The sequence below is a fragment of the Methanosarcina thermophila TM-1 genome, from assembly GCF_000969885.1.
In the GTDB taxonomy this organism is placed as follows: domain Archaea; phylum Halobacteriota; class Methanosarcinia; order Methanosarcinales; family Methanosarcinaceae; genus Methanosarcina; species Methanosarcina thermophila.
Window position 1 is genome coordinate 963,980 of the sequence record NZ_CP009501.1, and the last position, 17,550, is coordinate 981,529.

The following is a 17,550-nucleotide window of genomic DNA, read 5'->3' on the forward strand; positions in this document are numbered from 1 at the left end:
ATATCAAAATTTTGAGTAACTGTCTTCGACACCTATATTTCATTTTAAGGAGGTTTTGGTTCAGATGGAAAGAAGTGGCCAGCCAATCATAATAGTAGATCCTAGAAAAGAGCGAACAAAGGGAAGAGAAGCGCTCAGCATGAATATTGCGGCTGCAAAGGCAGTGGCCAGTATAGTCAGGAGCACACTCGGACCGAGAGGAATGGACAAGATGCTTATCAATCCCATCGGGGATATAACAATTACAAACGACGGTGCAACTATTTTACACGATATGTCCATTGAGCATCCGGCAGCCAAGATGGTGGTGGAAGTTGCTGAATCACTTGAAAGCTCAGCCGGGGATGGGACTACAAGTGCTGTCGTGCTCACAGGCAGTCTGCTGGAAAAGGCAGAGAGCCTTATTGAGAGTGGAGTGCACCCGACAGCTGTTATTAAAGGATACAGGCTTGCAGCCGAGAAAGCTATCGAGCTTTTTGATAACATGGCGATCCCAGTTGACGAGAGCAAAAAAGACTTGCTTATAGAGGTTGCCAGAACTTCTATTACGGGGAAAGCTTCTGAAAAATATAAACGCATGATTGCGGAACTTTGTGTGAATGCCGCACTCGCTATTCGCGAGAGAGGAATAATCGACCTCAAAGACGTCATTATTGCAAAAGATGTTGGCGGCAAAATTGAAGAAACCGAGTTTGTCGAAGGCATTGTAATAGATAAGGTTGCTCTGGACAGAGAATTCCCTCTGAAGATAGAGAATCCAAAGATTGCCCTCATCGATACATCAATGGAAATTGCCAAGACCGCAAACAAAGCAAAAATTCAGATAAACACGTATAGCGATATTGAGAATTTCGTAAAGCAGGAAGAAGAATCTCTATACGAAATGGCAGACCATATTATTCAAGCAGGCGCAAATGCGGTTTTCTGTTCCAAGGGCATGGATGACAAGGTCGCAGCCTATCTACAAAACCGGGGAGTTTATGCAACCCGCAGGGTTAAGAATGAGGATATGCAGCACCTTGTAGATGCTACAGGCGGAAAACCTGTCCGCAATATCAAGGAACTGACCGAAAAAGAACTTGGTCACGCAGGGCTTCTTGAACAGGTCAGGGATGGCGACCAGGGTAAAACCTACCTAAGGGACTGCAAGGGTGCAAAATCTGTATCGATTGTCATCAGGGGTGCTACCGAGCATGTAGTTGATAACCTTGAACGCGCAATTGATGACGCCCTCTGGGTAGTGAAATGTGCGGTAGAAGATGGCAAGGTTGTTGCAGGCGGCGGTGCATCTGAGGTCGAAGTTGCACTCGGGCTTCGCGCATATGCCTCCAGCATCGGCGGGCGGGAACAGATGGCAGTAAAGGCTTTTGCCGACGCTCTTGAAGAAATCCCCAGGACAATTGCCAGAAACGCAGGTTTGGACACTATCAACGCAATAATAAACCTCAGGGCAAAGCACGCCGAAAACAAAAACGCTGGTCTGAACGTCAATACAGGTGCTGCCGAAGATATGCTCGAAAAAGGCATAATTGATCCTCTAAGGGTTAAGATCAACGCCGTCAAAGCCGGATCAGAAGCCGCAGAAATGGTACTGCGTGTTGATGATATGCTCCGAGCCCAGCGCTCTGAAATGCCTGAAGTCAAACCCGAACACAGGGCAAGCACCTACGACGGCATGACACCCCCGCAGATTGACATGCGCAGGTAAAGACAAGTTAGATAAATACTGGAAGTACTCAGAAAATTTCAAGAAGGAAAGCTGCAGATCCCATTCAGCAACCTTCTTATTTTAATTCTCTTTTGTTTTTTTACATGTTTTTATTGTTCTATTTTTGTTCGAACTATCCTTAAATCCCTTTTTACTTTCTGAATGATTATTATATATTCGCATAAATAAATATAGTGCTAAATTAATATATCCATTGGACTTCAGGACTAAATAGAGGGGTATAAGCTTATTAATGGAGAAGTTAGTGTGACTCCTGAGGACTTCTTTATACAGTTAGTTAATTCACTTCCATTTCCATATAACTTACTTGCAATTTTTATTATAACAATATATATTTTTTTAGCCAAGATTTATTATACGCAGAATAAAAGTAAGGTCAATGAACTTTTAGGATGTCATTTTAAACATATTACTGTTGGTCTAATCCTAATTATAATATCAACAGCCTTTTTGGCTGCCATTTATTTTGTACACGAAAGCTTTTTCTTTCCTGAGCCTCCAGAAGACCGATTTATAGTTGCAATCTCGCCTTTTTATGCGGTTAGTCCCCAGGGTTACTCAGGTAGATATGTATACTCCGGGTAAAATTAAGGACGAAATTGAAAAAGTTGAGGGGAATACAATAAATGTTATAATTCTGGATTCACCTCCAATAACTGATGATAAAGACGCAGTACAGAAAGGGAAAAAAACTGGAGCCCATCTTGTTATTTACGGAGGGGATCATAGGGTTGTTACAGGTGAAACCATTACAGAATTTTATATAATATCCACAAATACATCTTCTACAACACCATTATTCCTGGATGTTAATAGTAGTAAAAAAGCAATTCCTATCTTATATTCCGACAAATCAATTCGGCTTGAATCAGTAAAGCAAAATGTATCCTCTGCCGTATATACAGCTCTTGCATTCGAATACTATAGAAAATCTCAATATGCATCTGCAATTAAAATGTTTAAACACATTGTAAATTATGAAAATGAAAAAACTATTTTATTTTATATTGGGAACTGTTATTGTGAGCTTAGTAATTTTGATGGAAGCGTACCTAATAAATTCCTGATTAATGAAAGTCTGCTAAATGAGAGCTTAGTATACTATTATAAAACTATTGAAATTGATTGCAATTATTCACTTGCTTGGAATAACATAGGATATGTTCTTGAAGAGTTGGGCAATCATGATGAAGCACTAAAAGCCTATGATAAAGCCATTCAGCTTGATCCTAACAATTCAATTGCTTGGGATAACAAAGGATGCACTCTCGATAGCTTAAGTAGGTATGATGAAGCAATAAATGCCTTTGATAAAGCCATTCAGCTTGATCCGAGCAATTCATTTGCTTGGAATAATAAAGGAAGCGCTCTCTATAGTTTAGGTAAGTATGATGAAGCAATAGATGCCTATGATAAAGCCATTCAGCTTGATCCTAACAATTCAATTGCTTGGTATAAGCGAGCATGTGTTTTTTCACTTATCAATGACAAGGAGCAAGCAATGTCTGATTTAAAGTACGCAATTGAGCTTAACTCATCGTACAAAGAAATCTCAAGAAACGATAGTTATTTTGAAAAATTATGGACAGATGAAGAGTTCAAAAAACTAGTGAATAACACTAAATAATCTAGTTAGTATTACTGAATTTAAAAAAAAGACAATAATGATTTGATTAATAGTTGATAATAGCTTGATACCTTTTTAAGGTACTATATTCACCTTTATTTTAAATATTTTCAAAGCCAGCTCAAATTTCCCCGTAAAACTGCCTGTAATCCTCAATTGCTTTTTTAGCCTGTGCAGGAAATTCTTTTTTCATAAATTCTATAAACTCATCTCTTGATTGAATTTCCTTCAGGATTTCAAGCATGCGGGCGGCAAATTTCATCGATTCAACACTTCCTTTCTGTAATTCAAGAGAGAGACAGAGGGCTTCTTTTGGAAAGTACTTCCTCCTGATCCATGGAGAAACCGAGCCAAGAAGCACGCCGTCTTTCAGAATGCTGTAGGCAGGCACCCCTATGAGTTCAAGTCTGTTTTTTCCAGCAAGCTTTTCAAGGTTCTGGCTGGAATATGAGTGAAGTTCAAGATAGATCTCGGGTTTCAGTTCTTCAATAGCCTTGAGGATTTTCTTTCCGGGCCCTGTATAATAACCCGAGGTCAGGGTTGAGACGTACTTTCCACGGTTTACAACTGGAATTAAGGCAAGAGTGCCAGTTTTTGGAGGTTTTATATTCTCCAGGAGTTCAGCTGTATCTTTCCACTCGTTCCCGTGCAGACCCGCAACAAAGAGCCTGACTGGCTTTCCGCTGCCGTAAATTCTAATCTCGGCATCCGGGTGCGAGTCTGGCGTTTTTATATATTCGCGCTTTGCAGGAAAGGGATCTTCTGAACCCTCTATTCCATTAAAAGTCATTCGCTTCAGTACCTCTGTATTGCTTTTATTCGGACTGCCTATTTTCTTCTTCAGATAGGTTTTTTTCTTCAGACAGCTTTTTTTATTCAGACATCTTTTCTTCTTCGGGTAGGGGCTTTCTTGCGATTACATAAATCTCCTGTTTTTCGGAATTGATGACCTGCTGAATTTCAAGCCCGAGATTCTCTATTTTACTAAGGATGGGTTTTGGGTCCTTTCGCTTTGGGATTTTGATAACCTGAAGCAGCTTTCCTCCGGGTCTCAGCAGAGGCAGCACTCTCGAAAGAGCCTTGACCGAATCTTCAGGTTCAAGGGTCATATCTGAAAGAATAACATCCACAGGTTCTTCTGAGAATAAGTTCAGAGGCATAGTAAAAACATCTCCGAATGTCACCTCGACATTTTCCCTCTCGTGTGCGATTTTCCCAAGCTCACTCCTGAAATTCCTGCTGAACTCAATGCCTTTCACGTTTCCAGCAATTTCCGAAGCATAGAGGAGAAATCCACCTGCGCTGGACCCAAGATCAAGCACCCTATCCCCGGGTTTAAGAATCCCGCTTTTCTCCTGAATAAACTTGAGCTTGAAATATCCCTGAGGCTGATCCAGCCCCTCGGTAACCTCAATAACATCCTCAGTAGAAACATCTCTGGAGACCTTTGTTACCACCGTTCCATTAACCTTAACATTTCCGGCAATGATAGCAGCTTTGGCTCTCCCCCTTGATTTGAAATAGCCCATATCCACAAGGTATGCATCCAGTCTCATGGGGCATTGTATCGGCAGAGCCTGTATATATAGCAAGCCGGTGTATAGCAAACTAGAGAAAGCATTTTCAACTGTTGGTTAATTCAAAAAGCATATTAAATTTCAGAATCTTCTCATAATTCGTCTGCTGAGCCAATTTAAGCTTGCATTTCTCAAAAATAGCCCTTCCTGAAAACTGGAATAGACCTGGCATCATGAGTTCAGTCATAAACGAGGTCACAAAGCAGAGCGTGTACATTGAGTTTAGTAAAAAAGAAGGTGGGCAGGCTGGTGGAACTGCCCATGCTTGCCTGTATACTAAACATCAGGGAAACAGGATCCTCAGCGGTGCTGCTAAAATTCGCCACCTGAGACTCCTGTTCGGATTATATTACTTTCTGAGGTTTAATTGTTATTTCATTTAGGTTTAATTGTTATTTCTTTTTAGGTTTAATGGTTATCTCTTTCTTGATGCCTCCCACGTCTATCTTGAAATTCCCGGCTGGGGCAGCTGTTGTATCATAGAAGTAATTGAAGCCCCCATTCGAATCAACTTTTACCTGCTGGAAAGCCGTAATATTCAAATCAACCTTTGAGACCTTTTTTTCAGCATCTCCATCGATTTTTATCTTATAGGTTCCGGGAGGAACGTTTGACTGAGATACTATTGCACTATTCCCTGAAGCATCTGAGCTTTTTGTTAACCAGATAACCTTTTTTACCCTCACATTGAGGTTTTTGGCTCCCTCGGCTTCCACCGTAAAGAAGTTGTTAAGACCTTCAGGGATTTTTATTTCATCAATAGTATATTCAAATTTTCCTTTTGAGACAGGAACAATCTTCTCGAAATTTACAGATATGTCGACTTTTTCTCCCGGAAAATACCCCCTTTTATATTGAGTACATCCCCGGAAGCAGGTTCCTTAGGGGAAAAATCCCATTGGCTAACAGGTTTTTCCAGAACCGTTATGTTTGCGATCATTGAACTTGTGCCGTTTTCATTAACTGCAGTTAGATTAACAGTATAGTTTCCTGCTGCAAAATAAGTATGCACTGGATTTTGCTCGGTTGAATAATTTCCGTCTCCAAAGTCCCAATTTACAGAAGTCGCATTTTCTGACAGATCTGTAAACTGTACCGATAGAGAAACATAACCCTCTGTGACATTGCTGCTGAAGTTTGCTACAGGCAGCACTTGCTCTACCAGAGCAGAACCTATAAACTGCCCAAAGGAACATGGGTAACTTCCCGCACTGACATTGGCTATAACAGTATCTATTACTGTGTCAATTATATGAACAGTAGAAGTATCGGAATTAGTAATGATATGTATATGGTCCTGTCGCCGAGGAATTCTGATATATATCCGGTCCTATGATTGAAGAGTTTTGATGCTCATCTTGCCATATAGTCGAAGAATTATTTGCTGAAACAACTGATGTTGTAGATAAAATCAAAACCAATAATAAAAAATGGGCTGCTAAACCAAAAAATACCGAAAACCTTGTCTCGGTTTTTATATGTATTACCTTCTTTTTTTCTCGATATCAATAATAAAAATAAAAAATTTCATAAATATCAGTTAACAAAAGATTTAAAAGTTTTTCTAGAAATCTCACTTTTATAAAAATATGAGAATCATATTCCAAAATAAATTATAATTTTATTATTAATCGTAGAGAAAAGAATATATTTTTATATAATCTTACTATTTTTATAGCAAAGCTCATACTGAATTCTTTATTCTAACATTAGTTCTCCTGGCATTTCAAAAGAACATAGTCATGTTTGTAATGTGCAAACCTTTGCGCATTCATTTACTGAAATTCAGATTTACTTCCTGTCCGATAAGTCGAGCAAGCCGTTTTATCCTGCAAGCCTGGTGAGATAGTGTATCAAGAGATTCTTAAAAAATTTACCTCATTGTTCCCCCTATGGGCAGTACTTTTGTCTGCTGTTGCATACGTTTATCCTGAGTACTTTGCTCCCCATCAGGGGCTTATTGTGCCTTTTCTGAGCCTTATTATGCTAGGGATGGGGGTTACCCTCTCGGTGAACAGTTTCCTTGCAGTATTGAAGAAGCCGTCAGTGGTTATACTGGGCACTTTAATGCAGTACACCCTCATGCCTCTTGCAGCCTGGATAGTCTGCACGGTTTTGAAGTTGCCTCCCGACCTGGCTATTGGTGTTATTGTGCTTGGGTGCTGCCCGGGCGGCACGGCTTCGAATGTGATTTCTTATTTAGCAAAGGCTGACGTGGCTCTTTCAATAGTCCTTACGTCGGTCTCCACGTTACTTGCTTTTCTTGCAACTCCTTTCCTTACCTGGATTTTCATAGGTCAGACTGTAGAGGTCGATGTCACAGGCATGCTGGTCAGTGTTGTAAATATGGTAATCGTGCCTGTAGTGTTAGGGCTTGCAATCAACCATTTCTTTGAGAAACAAATAAGCACGGTCAAGGAAGTTTTTCCAGCAATTTCAGCCGCAGCTATAGTAATCATTATTGCAATAATAATAGGGACAAATAGCGCAAACCTGGAACAGAGCGGACCACTGATCCTGCTCGCAGTGATCCTGCACAATGGGCTTGGGCTTGCTGGAGGCTACTGGTTTTCAAAAGCTCTGAAACTAAGTGAAATCGAAGCCCGGACTATCGCAATTGAGGTTGGAATGCAGAACTCCGGTCTGAGTGTCGCACTTGCTATAAAGCATTTCACGGCAACAGCCGCACTTCCAGGTGCGATCTTTAGCATCTGGCATAACCTGTCAGGGGCTCTCCTGGCTGGACACTGGTCAAAACAAAGTCCACAGGCTGCTGATAATAATGAGAGGCGCTGGAAAAAAGTTAAGCAAAAAAATTGAGGCAAAAAACTGAGAATCTCAAAAAAGACTAAGATAATGGCTATAGATAATGGTTAACGTCTTCTGCCTCGCCTGATCCGTGAGGCAGTTGTTTTTATTTTTGGTTTTGATTTGCTTCCGGTATCATGAGTTAATGAATTCTCATCTATTTTTTCTGCTGTTTCTGTCGGATTGGAGTTATAAGAAAGGGTTCTTGTCTACAATCTTTATTCAAATCTATTAAAATATTCTAATGTAGATAATTATTTATATAATAGATATAATCTAGCCATCCGTTATATGAATAAAAGCTTAAATCTCGCTTTTCCTGCAGTTTTTCTATGTTTTTTTCTCGTTATTTTTAAGGATAAACTCCTGGCTTAACAGGCTTATTCATGCTGTTTATAGAAAAAAGTCATTAATCCGGGCTGAAAGTATTGAAAGCAAACAGTTTTAGAATTAAAAATAAGAAATCATGCAATTCACCATCGGTAAACCTTACTCATTGAATCTAAATTCGAAGAGCCAGTTATTTGTTGATTAATACTTTCACTTTGCTATATTACTCTATTAATAACAAGTCTGCATTCTGCTGTATGTATCGAAAAATGGGTTGAAAACGGGTTGTATAAATCGGAAAATTGCCATCCGTAGTTTGGATAAATCAATATCAATCAATTATAACTAATTATTTATAATAATATATCGAATTATCTGTCGGAATGAACAACTTGATAAGAAAACGTAAATATTAAGCTTTTCAAAAAGTTCCTGAGAATCATAACATAACATATTAATTCATATTATTTCTGGGTTTTTAGAGTTCAAGGTAAAATCCAGACTTGATTCAGACTTTACTCTTACCTTAAAACTGTCATAAATTAAAATCTGTAAACTAAAATTCTCATCTAATTAATTCAACTGGATAAAACCCGGGAGAAGAAAAATGAAAAATATTATTATTAAAGGGGCACGGGAACACAACCTGAAAGATATCACTGTGGAACTCCCGCGGGACAAATTTATTGTTATTACAGGAGTTTCGGGTTCAGGAAAATCTACTCTGGCTTTTGATACAATTTATGCCGAAGGGCAGCGGCGCTATGTGGAGTCACTCTCGGCTTATGCGCGGCAATTCCTCGGGCTTATGAACAAGCCGGATGTAGACAGCATTGAGGGATTATCTCCTGCGATCTCCATTGAACAGAAAACTACATCAAAAAACCCTCGAAGTACGGTCGGGACTGTTACGGAAATTTATGACTATCTGAGGCTGCTTTTCGCAAGGATAGGCACGCCTTACTGCCCGACTCACAATATTAAAATCGAGTCCCAGTCCCCCGAAAAGATTGCGGACAGCTTGAGCAGGGAATGCGAGGGCATGATTACTATTCTCGCACCTGTGGTTCGGCAAAAGAAAGGGACTTACCAGCATCTTTTCAGGGAACTGAATAATGAGGGTTTCTCCCGGATTAGGGTAAATGGCGAGATCTACAGGACTGACGATGAGATCACCCTCGACCGCTACAAAAAACATGATATTGAAGTTGTAATTGATCGGCTGGATCCCTCTGAAGACCGCTCAAGGCTAGTAGAAGCCTGTGAAAACGCCCTCAAGAAAGGTGACGGGCTTTTAATCGTGGTTGATTCGGAAGGAAAAGACCACCTTTATTCCTCAAATATGGCATGTCCGATCTGCGGAATGGCTTTTGAAGAACTCCAGCCCAGGATGTTTTCCTTCAACAGTCCCTTTGGAGCCTGTGAAGCCTGTAACGGGCTCGGATTCAAGATGGAATTTGACCCGGATCTTATTATTCCGAATAAAAAACTCTGTATTGCGGACGGGGCTGTTGCTCTTTACAGGAATTACCTGGACAGTTACCGGAGTCAGCATCTGAGAGCTGTTGCAAAGCACTTTGGGTTCGATATTTTTACCCCAATTGAGGATCTCACAGATGAGCAGTACAATGTGCTTATGTACGGTTCGAACGAACGAATGCAGTTCGAGATGAGCATGAAGAACGGAGATGCTCACTGGTCACATAAAGGAACGTGGGAAGGACTGATTCCTCAGTCTGAGAGGCTGTACAGCCAGACAAAATCCGAATACAGGCGCAAGGAACTTGAGAAATTCATGCAGGTCAAGCCCTGCCCGAAATGTGAAGGCAGGCGTCTGAAGGAAAAAGTGCTTGCAGTAAAGCTGGGTGGAAAATCCATTGTTGACATAACCGATCTTTCAATTCGGGAATGCATCCAATTTTTCGAAAACCTTGATCTCTCGGAAAAGGAAAGGGAGATAGCAAAGCAGGTTTTAAAGGAAATTCGATCCAGGCTTGGTTTCCTTGAGCATGTGGGACTCGATTATCTCACGCTTTCCCGCAGCTCAGGCACTCTCTCAGGCGGAGAAGCACAGCGGATCCGGCTGGCTACCCAGATAGGTTCAAACCTCATGGGCGTGCTCTATGTGCTGGACGAACCTTCAATAGGGCTGCATCAGAGAGACAATGAAAGGCTTATCCAAACTCTCCAGACCCTGCGGGACCTTGGAAATACCCTGATAGTCGTGGAACACGATGAAGATACCATCCGGGCTGCGGATTATGTACTCGATATAGGACCAGGGGCAGGCATTCACGGAGGTTACGTGGTAGCCGAAGGTACGCCTGAAGAAATTGAAAGGAACAAGGAATCCCTGACAGGACAGTACCTCTCGGGAGAAAAACAGATAAAGCTGCCAGCTTTTCGAAGGCGGAGCGATTCGTTCATCAGGCTTAAAGGGTGCAGGGCAAACAACCTTAAAAACATAGATGTGAATATCCCGATAGGAGTCCTGACCGTGGTTACAGGGGTTTCGGGATCTGGAAAATCCACACTTATTTACGATACACTGTACAAAGCCCTGACAAAGAAAATAAACAAATCAAATGTAACTCCAGGGGAGTATGACGAGCTGATTTTTGATTCCGAGATTGACAAGGTAATCGTTATTGACCAGAGCCCTATCGGCAGGACTCCTCGTTCAAACCCTGCAACCTATACCAAAGTCTTTGATGCTATCAGGCAGGCTTTTGCCGAGACAAAGGAAGCCAAAATCCGGGGCTATAAGAACGGACGCTTCTCTTTCAACGTAAAAGGAGGGCGCTGCGAAGCCTGCCAGGGAGACGGGATGATAAAAATAGAGATGAACTTCCTGCCTGATGTATACATTGAATGTGAGGAGTGTAAAGGTACGCGCTACAACCGGGAAACCCTCGAAGTAAAATACAGGGGCAAATCTATTGCTGAAGTCCTGGATATGACTGTAGAAGAAGCTGCCGAACATTTCGAGAATATACCTGCAATCAAAAGCAAACTCGATACCCTGATAAGGGTCGGGCTTGGTTATATCAAACTTGGGCAGAGTTCAACAACGCTTTCTGGTGGGGAAGCCCAAAGAATTAAACTGACAAGGGAGCTTTCTAAAAAGGGCACCGGAAGGACAATTTACCTCCTTGATGAACCCACAACAGGGCTCCACTTCCATGACGTCAAGAAACTAATTGCAGTCCTTAACAGGCTTGTAGCAAAAGGAAATACCGTGGTTATAATCGAGCACAACATGGACATAATCAAATCAGCAGACTATATCATCGACCTTGGCCCTGAAGGTGGAGATGCAGGCGGAGAGATCATTGCCGAAGGAACCCCAGAAGAGGTGGCTCTGGTTCAGGGAAGCTATACTGCACGCTTCCTTGCACCCAAACTCTCAGACTCATACCAGAGCATGTCAGAAGCAAAGCCTGTTGAGGCAGTTTTCGAAGAAGGAGAAGCGTTTGAGGTTGATTTTGAAGAGTTTGAAGAGGATCTGAGTGATGAGTCCGAAGGATTTGAAGAAAATTCTGAAGAAGACCTTGAAGACAATTCCAGAGGTTTCAGGCACTGCAAACACAGAACCGATAAAGCGCTTGAAGAACAGTTAATTTAAAGTCGATATCAGGTCGATTTAAAGCTGATTTAAAGCCGTTTAAAAGAAAAAACTAATTTAAATCAATTTTAAACTTTGTGTAACGGCTAAAAAATTGGATATGAGGTTTAAAAATGATTGACCTGGAAGCTCTTCCTCACCTCCCTGGCTGTTACCTCTTTAAAAACGAAGAAGGGACTGTGCTGTATGTGGGCAAGGCAAAAGACCTTAAAAAGCGGGTGAGCAGCTACTTCCAGAAACGAGACCATGACCCGAAAACCGAGAGCCTTGTACAAGCTGCTCGAGACCTTGATTTCATTGTCACGAATACGGAAGTAGAGGCTTTACTCCTTGAGAACACTCTGATCAAAAAACACTGGCCGCGATACAATATTGCTCTCAAGGACTCAAAGCGGTATGCCTGCATTCACTTAACCGAAGAAAAGTTTCCAAGGATCAGGCTCTCCAGGAAGAGAAGTGAAAACGGGATCTCTTTTGGACCCTTTATATCGGCAAAGGAAAGAGATTACATTTTTGAGGTTGTAAGAAAGACCTTCCAGCTAAGAACCTGCAAGCAGATGCCAAAGCGTGCCTGCCTGAGATACCACATGGCAGCATGTAGCGGACCCTGCATAGGTGCAATTTCTCCTGAAAAATATGCCGAAAAAGTGAAAAAAGCCAGTTCTGTCCTGAAAGGCAATATCAGAGAACTCATAGAGTCCATGGAGAAGGAGATGAGAGAACTGGCATCAAGGCAGCAGTTCGAGCAGGCTATGGCTCTCAGGGACGAAATTGCAGCTCTTGAATATCTTCAGGAAAAACAGAATGTGGAGAGGCAGAAAAAGCATAACGAGGATATCCTGAGCTATATTGTCAGGGACAACACCGTTTATCTTATGCTTTTCAAGGTTTACAAAGGCACTCTTGAGGACAAACAGGACTATGTTTTTGCTTACGGGGAGAATTTCCTGGAAGAATTCCTGGTACAGTATTACTCCGAGAACGAACCACCTGAAGAACTCATCCTGCCTGAACCTCTTGATGACTCGCTTGTAGATTTTCTTTCACACGTAAAGGGAATTAAGGTGAAAGTTACAGTTCCAAAGCAGGGAGAGAAAAAGGAACTTCTCGACCTTGCCCTGAAAAATGTGGAAATCGGCTTCTTCGGAGACCGGAAAAAGCTCGAAGCCCTGCAAAGTAAACTCTCTCTTCCAAAACTTCCGAATGTTATAGAATGCTTCGATATATCGCATCTCTCAGGCACGGCTACGGTTGGCTCCATGGTGCAGTTTCGCGGAGGCAGACCTGATAAACACAATTACCGCCGTTTCCGGATCGAGGGTGTTGAGGGAATTGATGATTTCGCTTCCATTGCCGAGGTTGTTCGGAGGCGTTACTCCCGCCTGCTTGAGGACAAACATGACCTGCCAGACCTGATCATAATAGATGGGGGAAAAGGTCAGCTTTCCTCAGCTTTTGAAGAACTCCGGAAATTAAAGCTCCGGATTCCTATTATTTCCATAGCCAAGCGGGAAGAAGAGATCTATGTGCCTGGACTTAAGTCTCCGCTTCCAATTAAAAAAGACGACAAAGCCTCGTTATTTATTCAGGAAATCCGGGATGAAGCTCACAGGTTTGCAATCAACTACAACCGCTTGCTAAGGCAGAAATCCCTTATTCCTAAAAATTCCTGATTCTTAAAACTGTATTATTATATAATTTATATATTTAGAATCTCATTATAGGTCTTGATTTTATGAATTCTTCAGATCAAACCTCCCAGACAGTATCTCAAAAATTTTCCGAAACAGCACATAATGCCCGATATCAGGACAGCCCGCAGTTCAAGCTGGTTTCCGATTTTGAGCCCAAGGGTTCCCAGCCGCAGGCAATTAAAAGTCTTGTGGAGGGGTTGAAAAAAGGAGAGCGTTTCCAGACCCTTCTAGGGGTAACCGGGTCAGGGAAAACCTATACCATTGCAAATGTAATAAACCAGATAAAGAAACCCACCCTTGTTATTGCCCATAATAAAACACTTGCTGCCCAGCTCTACAATGAATTCAGGGAATTCTTCCCTGAAAACCGGGTGGAGTATTTCGTCTCCTATTACGATTATTACCAGCCAGAGTCCTATCTTCCTGCCAAAGACCAGTATATTGAAAAAGATGCCATGATTAACCCGAAAATCGAGCAGATGAGGCTTGCTGCAACTGCTTCCCTGATGTCGCGCCAGGACGTTATTGTCGTGGCGTCCGTATCCTGCATTTACGGGCTTGGCAATCCTGAGAACTTCCAGAACATGGGATTTGAATTAAAGGTTGGGGATAGGGTTCAGAGGAAAGAAATCCTGCAAAAGCTCATTGAAATCCAGTTCGAGCGAAACGACCTTGAGCTTATGCCCGGGCGATTCAGGGTAAAAGGGGATACCATTGACATTATTCCCGGTTATTTTGATAACATTATCCGGATTGAGCTTTTCGGGAACGAGATTGATCGGATCTCCGAGGTGGACAAGCAGACCGGACAGCGAACTGAAGACATGGATTATTTCTTCGTCTACCCAGCCAGGCACTATGTCATCCCTGAAGAAGAGCAGAAAAGTGCGATTCAGTCCATTCTTGAAGAGCTTGAGGCTCGTCTTCCTGAACTCGGGCTGCTTGAGTCCCACAGACTGAAACAGCGCACGATTTATGATATAGAAATGATTCAGGAGACCGGAAGTTGCAAAGGCATTGAAAATTATTCGAGGCACTTTGACCACCGCAAGCCCGGAGAGAAACCTTTCTGCCTGCTTGACTATTTCCCTGAGGACTTCCTGATGGTCATTGATGAAAGCCACCAGACCATACCGCAGCTTCACGGGATGTATAACGGGGACCGTTCAAGAAAGAAGAACCTTGTTGACTACGGGTTCAGGCTGCCCAGTGCCTACGATAACAGACCCCTGAAGTTCGATGAATTCGAGAAATACATGAAAAATGTGATCTTTGTCTCAGCAACCCCTGGAGATTACGAAAAAGAGCACTCATCCCGGATCGTGGAACAGATTATCCGCCCAACAGGCCTTGTCGACCCTGAAGTGGAAGTTCGCCCTCTTGAAGGGCAGGTCAGGGACGTTATGCAGGAAGTCAGGAAGGTTGTGGAAAGGGGAGATCGTGCCCTTGTGACCACGCTGACAAAGAAGCTTGCTGAAGAACTTACCGAATACCTTGCAAGGAACGAGATCAAAGCTCGCTATCTGCACTCGGATATCAAAACTATTGAAAGGACTGAGATCATCCGCGAGCTCCGGCTTGGCAAATTCGATGTTCTTGTCGGAATCAATTTGCTAAGGGAAGGGCTTGATATTCCGGAAGTGGGTTTCATAGGCATTCTCGATGCTGATAAAGAAGGTTTCCTGAGAGATTCAAAAAGTTTGATCCAGATAATCGGCAGAGCAGCTCGGAACGCCAATTCAAAGGTTGTCCTGTATGCCGACAATATAACCGATTCCATCAAAACAGCCGTTAACGAGACTGAACGCCGCCGCTCCATGCAGATTGCTTACAATAAAGAACACGGCATAGTCCCGACAACCATCAGGAAACCCATAAGGGAGAAGGTTGTGGATATCACCGACACAAAACACATCCCGAAAACCGATATCCCCAAAATGATCATCGAACTGGAAGCCAAGATGAAAGAAGCAGCCGACAGGCTGGATTTCGAGCGGGCAATCCAGCTAAGGGAAATGATAAAGAAACTGGAGAAAGAGATAAAAGTAGCCTGAGAGGGTTAGAAAGTCTCCATTTTCTTTCTTACCTTTCTACTTTCTACTTTCTTTTGCTTTTTTTACATTTTTTACCTTTTTACCTTCTTTTGCCATTTTTTACATTTTTTTAGCTTTTTTACCTTCTTTCTTTTTTACTTTATTTCTACAAGGTTTCCTTCTACGACAGTATTTTTCTCTTGCCCGCCAGTTTTTTGATCTATGTGTTGATCCACAATTCTTTTAAACTGTAAGTTTGAACCCTGATCAAACCGGATAAAACTACAGAATTCGGATAAAACTACAGAATTATATGTAATACTCAACGTAGAAACGGTAAGCAACCTGAAGTTCTTCCAGCTCCCTGGGCTCCAGTTCAAAATCAGGCTGACCGGCTTTGTAGATTTTTTTCCCTAGATTTTTGAAGGTAGCCTCGCACCTAATATTTTCGGGAAGTTGAGCTTCAAAACTGTCACATTTGTTACAGATTTCCAGGACAAGCTTTTCTATTTCTTCAGAACTGAAGACTTTTTTATTTTCAGGGATGTAATTTACCTCAACTACAAGTTCTTCCTTACTCAACAGATCTGCCCAGAAACCTGAAAATTCAGTTCCTTCTATCCTGTAATCCTGAAGCTCAAAGCTTCTTGTAATTGTATTCTTGATTTTACCGTCCTCCATGTGCTTGTTTTAGGAAGTGGATGTATATAAACTATCTCAAAATAAAACGGACCCTTGAAGGTATTCGATTTTTTAAAACATCGGATTCTCAGAAGCTTTACTCGATGAGAACTTTAACTTATGAGGATCTTCCATAAGAGAATGAACTTTAAAGTACCCTCTAAGGTTCATTGAAACGGATTTTATTTTGGAAAGAAATATTTATATCCACGATTTCAGAATAGCTGCCAATCCGGATAGGAGGACCCCATGTACCGAAACCTGAGGTGACAATTATCTGGAAGTCTCCTTTCTTTGAATAGCCCCAGCTATTTTCAAACACATGCCTGGAAATTAAAGTGTTGGGGAAAAACTGTCCAGCGTGTGTATGTCCGGATAACTGCAAATCAACCCCATTTTGCTGTCCTTCTCCAAGGCTTACTGGCTGGTGATCCAGAAGAATAATCGGTAAGTTACGGTCGATATCCTTTAAAAGCTCGGAAAGCTCGATGCGGGTTTTTCCTGCCATATGGGCTGCCATGCGGTCATCCCGACCAACTATGTAAAACTGGTTGTTTACTTTCACACATTCATCAACCAGGACATTAACTCCAGCCTGTCTGAGGTACTCAATTGCCTGCTTACTCCTGCCTCCAATATATTCATGGTTCCCGAGGACCGCATATACTCCGCACCTGGGCTGTAATTTTTTCAATATTTCCGGCATTTTGTTGCTGATAAAGAATCTCACGTCTTCATCAATGGTGTCTCCAACAAGGAATACAATATCCGGGTCAAGTTCATTGATTTTCTTAACCATTGATTCAAGGTGTTTATTATCAATCACCGGTCCAAGGTGAATATCGGATACCATGACTGCATGGAGTTCTGGCAGTTCAGGCACTGCTTTTTTAATAAAAACATCGTAATGTGTTACACGTGGATGATTTGCATTCCAGGTACCATATATTAAGAGAAGAGATACCATGGATAAAACTGCAAGTCCCCAGTATAATGACGGATAATTAGTCATCTGAGCCCCAGGGAAGGCGAAATTGATCAGGAAGTGAATAATATCCACATCTATCCATATAAGAAGCGAATAATAGACAGCAGCCAGCCAGTAATCTCCAGTTATTGTGGCGAGGTAATTGACAGATCCGGGATAAATTCTCTTTCCTAACTTGACTGCAAAGAGCGAGATTGCAAGGAACAGATAGCCTATCCAGTAGAGAAAAGAGTAAGGCTCAATAAAATTTTGAATTGATTGGAAAAAGCGTAAGCCAACATAATAGTTGCCTGCAAAATAGATCGAGATAAAAATAATAAAAACACAGAGGAAGAGAAAATTCGTTCTTCGGATTACTATTCCATCCCTTTTGTTTACTCCTTCATTTATTTCCCCGGAATCTTCTCTTTTATCTGCCTTCACTTTTATCTGTCTTCATATTTTTATTCAATGTTGCA

The 17,550-nt window shown here is 41.8% G+C and carries 14 protein-coding genes; 7 read left to right on the forward strand and 7 right to left on the reverse strand.

Going from position 1 to position 17,550, the window contains the following annotated elements:
* Positions 1-64: 64 nt before the first annotated feature.
* From thsA to MSTHT_RS13695, 3 genes are all read left to right on the forward strand, one after another.
* On the forward strand, positions 65-1,708 hold the full coding sequence (thsA, locus tag MSTHT_RS04080) for a thermosome subunit alpha (protein ID WP_048166674.1): 1,644 nt from the start codon (positions 65-67) through the stop codon (positions 1,706-1,708).
* A 267-nt stretch (positions 1,709-1,975) separates the two neighbouring features.
* Complete coding sequence (locus MSTHT_RS14355; protein WP_048166675.1) at positions 1,976-2,314, forward strand: hypothetical protein; 339 nt, start codon at positions 1,976-1,978, stop codon at positions 2,312-2,314.
* Positions 2,298-3,356 carry a tetratricopeptide repeat protein gene (locus MSTHT_RS13695; RefSeq protein WP_052721826.1) on the forward strand — a complete coding sequence of 353 codons (1,059 nt, stop codon included), beginning with the start codon at positions 2,298-2,300 and terminating at the stop codon, positions 3,354-3,356. Before MSTHT_RS14355 ends, MSTHT_RS13695 begins: the two co-directional genes overlap by 17 nt.
* A gap of 121 nt (positions 3,357-3,477) precedes the next feature.
* Here the strand turns inward: MSTHT_RS13695 and MSTHT_RS04095 are convergent, their stop codons facing one another.
* The 5 genes from MSTHT_RS04095 to MSTHT_RS13705 form a co-directional block, all read right to left on the reverse strand.
* On the reverse strand, positions 3,478-4,146 hold the full coding sequence (locus MSTHT_RS04095) for a DUF2119 domain-containing protein (RefSeq protein WP_082086760.1): 669 nt from the start codon (positions 4,144-4,146) through the stop codon (positions 3,478-3,480).
* A gap of 82 nt (positions 4,147-4,228) precedes the next feature.
* On the reverse strand, positions 4,229-4,912 hold the full coding sequence (locus MSTHT_RS04100; RefSeq protein WP_048166676.1) for a S4 domain-containing protein: 684 nt from the start codon (positions 4,910-4,912) through the stop codon (positions 4,229-4,231).
* Positions 4,913-5,112: 200 nt separating this feature from the next.
* Positions 5,113-5,259, reverse strand: coding sequence for a hypothetical protein (locus MSTHT_RS14360; RefSeq protein WP_156149708.1), 147 nt, complete (start codon positions 5,257-5,259; stop codon positions 5,113-5,115).
* A gap of 66 nt (positions 5,260-5,325) precedes the next feature.
* Positions 5,326-5,649, reverse strand: a complete 324-nt coding sequence (locus MSTHT_RS13700) for a hypothetical protein (protein ID WP_052721827.1) — start codon at positions 5,647-5,649, stop codon at positions 5,326-5,328.
* A gap of 92 nt (positions 5,650-5,741) precedes the next feature.
* The gene (locus MSTHT_RS13705) at positions 5,742-6,086 is read right to left on the reverse strand and encodes a PKD domain-containing protein (RefSeq protein WP_052721828.1); all 345 of its coding nucleotides are present in this window, start codon (positions 6,084-6,086) and stop codon (positions 5,742-5,744) included.
* A gap of 707 nt (positions 6,087-6,793) precedes the next feature.
* On the opposite strand from MSTHT_RS13705, the gene MSTHT_RS04115 reads away from it, so the two are divergent.
* The 4 genes from MSTHT_RS04115 to uvrB all read left to right on the forward strand — a co-directional run bounded on the left by MSTHT_RS04115 (position 6,794) and on the right by uvrB (position 15,444).
* Positions 6,794-7,753, forward strand: a complete 960-nt coding sequence (locus tag MSTHT_RS04115; RefSeq protein ID WP_048168376.1) for a bile acid:sodium symporter family protein — start codon at positions 6,794-6,796, stop codon at positions 7,751-7,753.
* 925 nt (positions 7,754-8,678) lie between these two features.
* Positions 8,679-11,696 (forward strand): excinuclease ABC subunit UvrA, encoded by a 3,018-nt coding sequence (gene uvrA / locus MSTHT_RS04120; protein ID WP_048166678.1) that lies wholly within the window; start codon positions 8,679-8,681, stop codon positions 11,694-11,696.
* 113 nt (positions 11,697-11,809) lie between these two features.
* Entirely contained in the window at positions 11,810-13,369 is a 1,560-nt protein-coding gene (gene uvrC / locus MSTHT_RS04125; RefSeq protein WP_048166679.1) for an excinuclease ABC subunit UvrC, read from the forward strand.
* 62 nt (positions 13,370-13,431) lie between these two features.
* Positions 13,432-15,444: an excinuclease ABC subunit UvrB gene (gene uvrB / locus MSTHT_RS04130; protein WP_048166680.1), complete on the forward strand. Its 2,013-nt coding sequence runs from the start codon at positions 13,432-13,434 to the stop codon at positions 15,442-15,444.
* Between the two features lie 288 nt (positions 15,445-15,732).
* Here the strand turns inward: uvrB and MSTHT_RS04135 are convergent, their stop codons facing one another.
* Together MSTHT_RS04135 and MSTHT_RS04140 are read right to left on the reverse strand one after the other, a co-directional pair.
* Complete coding sequence (locus tag MSTHT_RS04135) at positions 15,733-16,104, reverse strand: hypothetical protein (protein ID WP_048166681.1); 372 nt, start codon at positions 16,102-16,104, stop codon at positions 15,733-15,735.
* Between the two features lie 160 nt (positions 16,105-16,264).
* Complete coding sequence (locus MSTHT_RS04140) at positions 16,265-17,515, reverse strand: metallophosphoesterase (protein ID WP_231588185.1); 1,251 nt, start codon at positions 17,513-17,515, stop codon at positions 16,265-16,267.
* Positions 17,516-17,550: the final 35 nt, after the last annotated feature.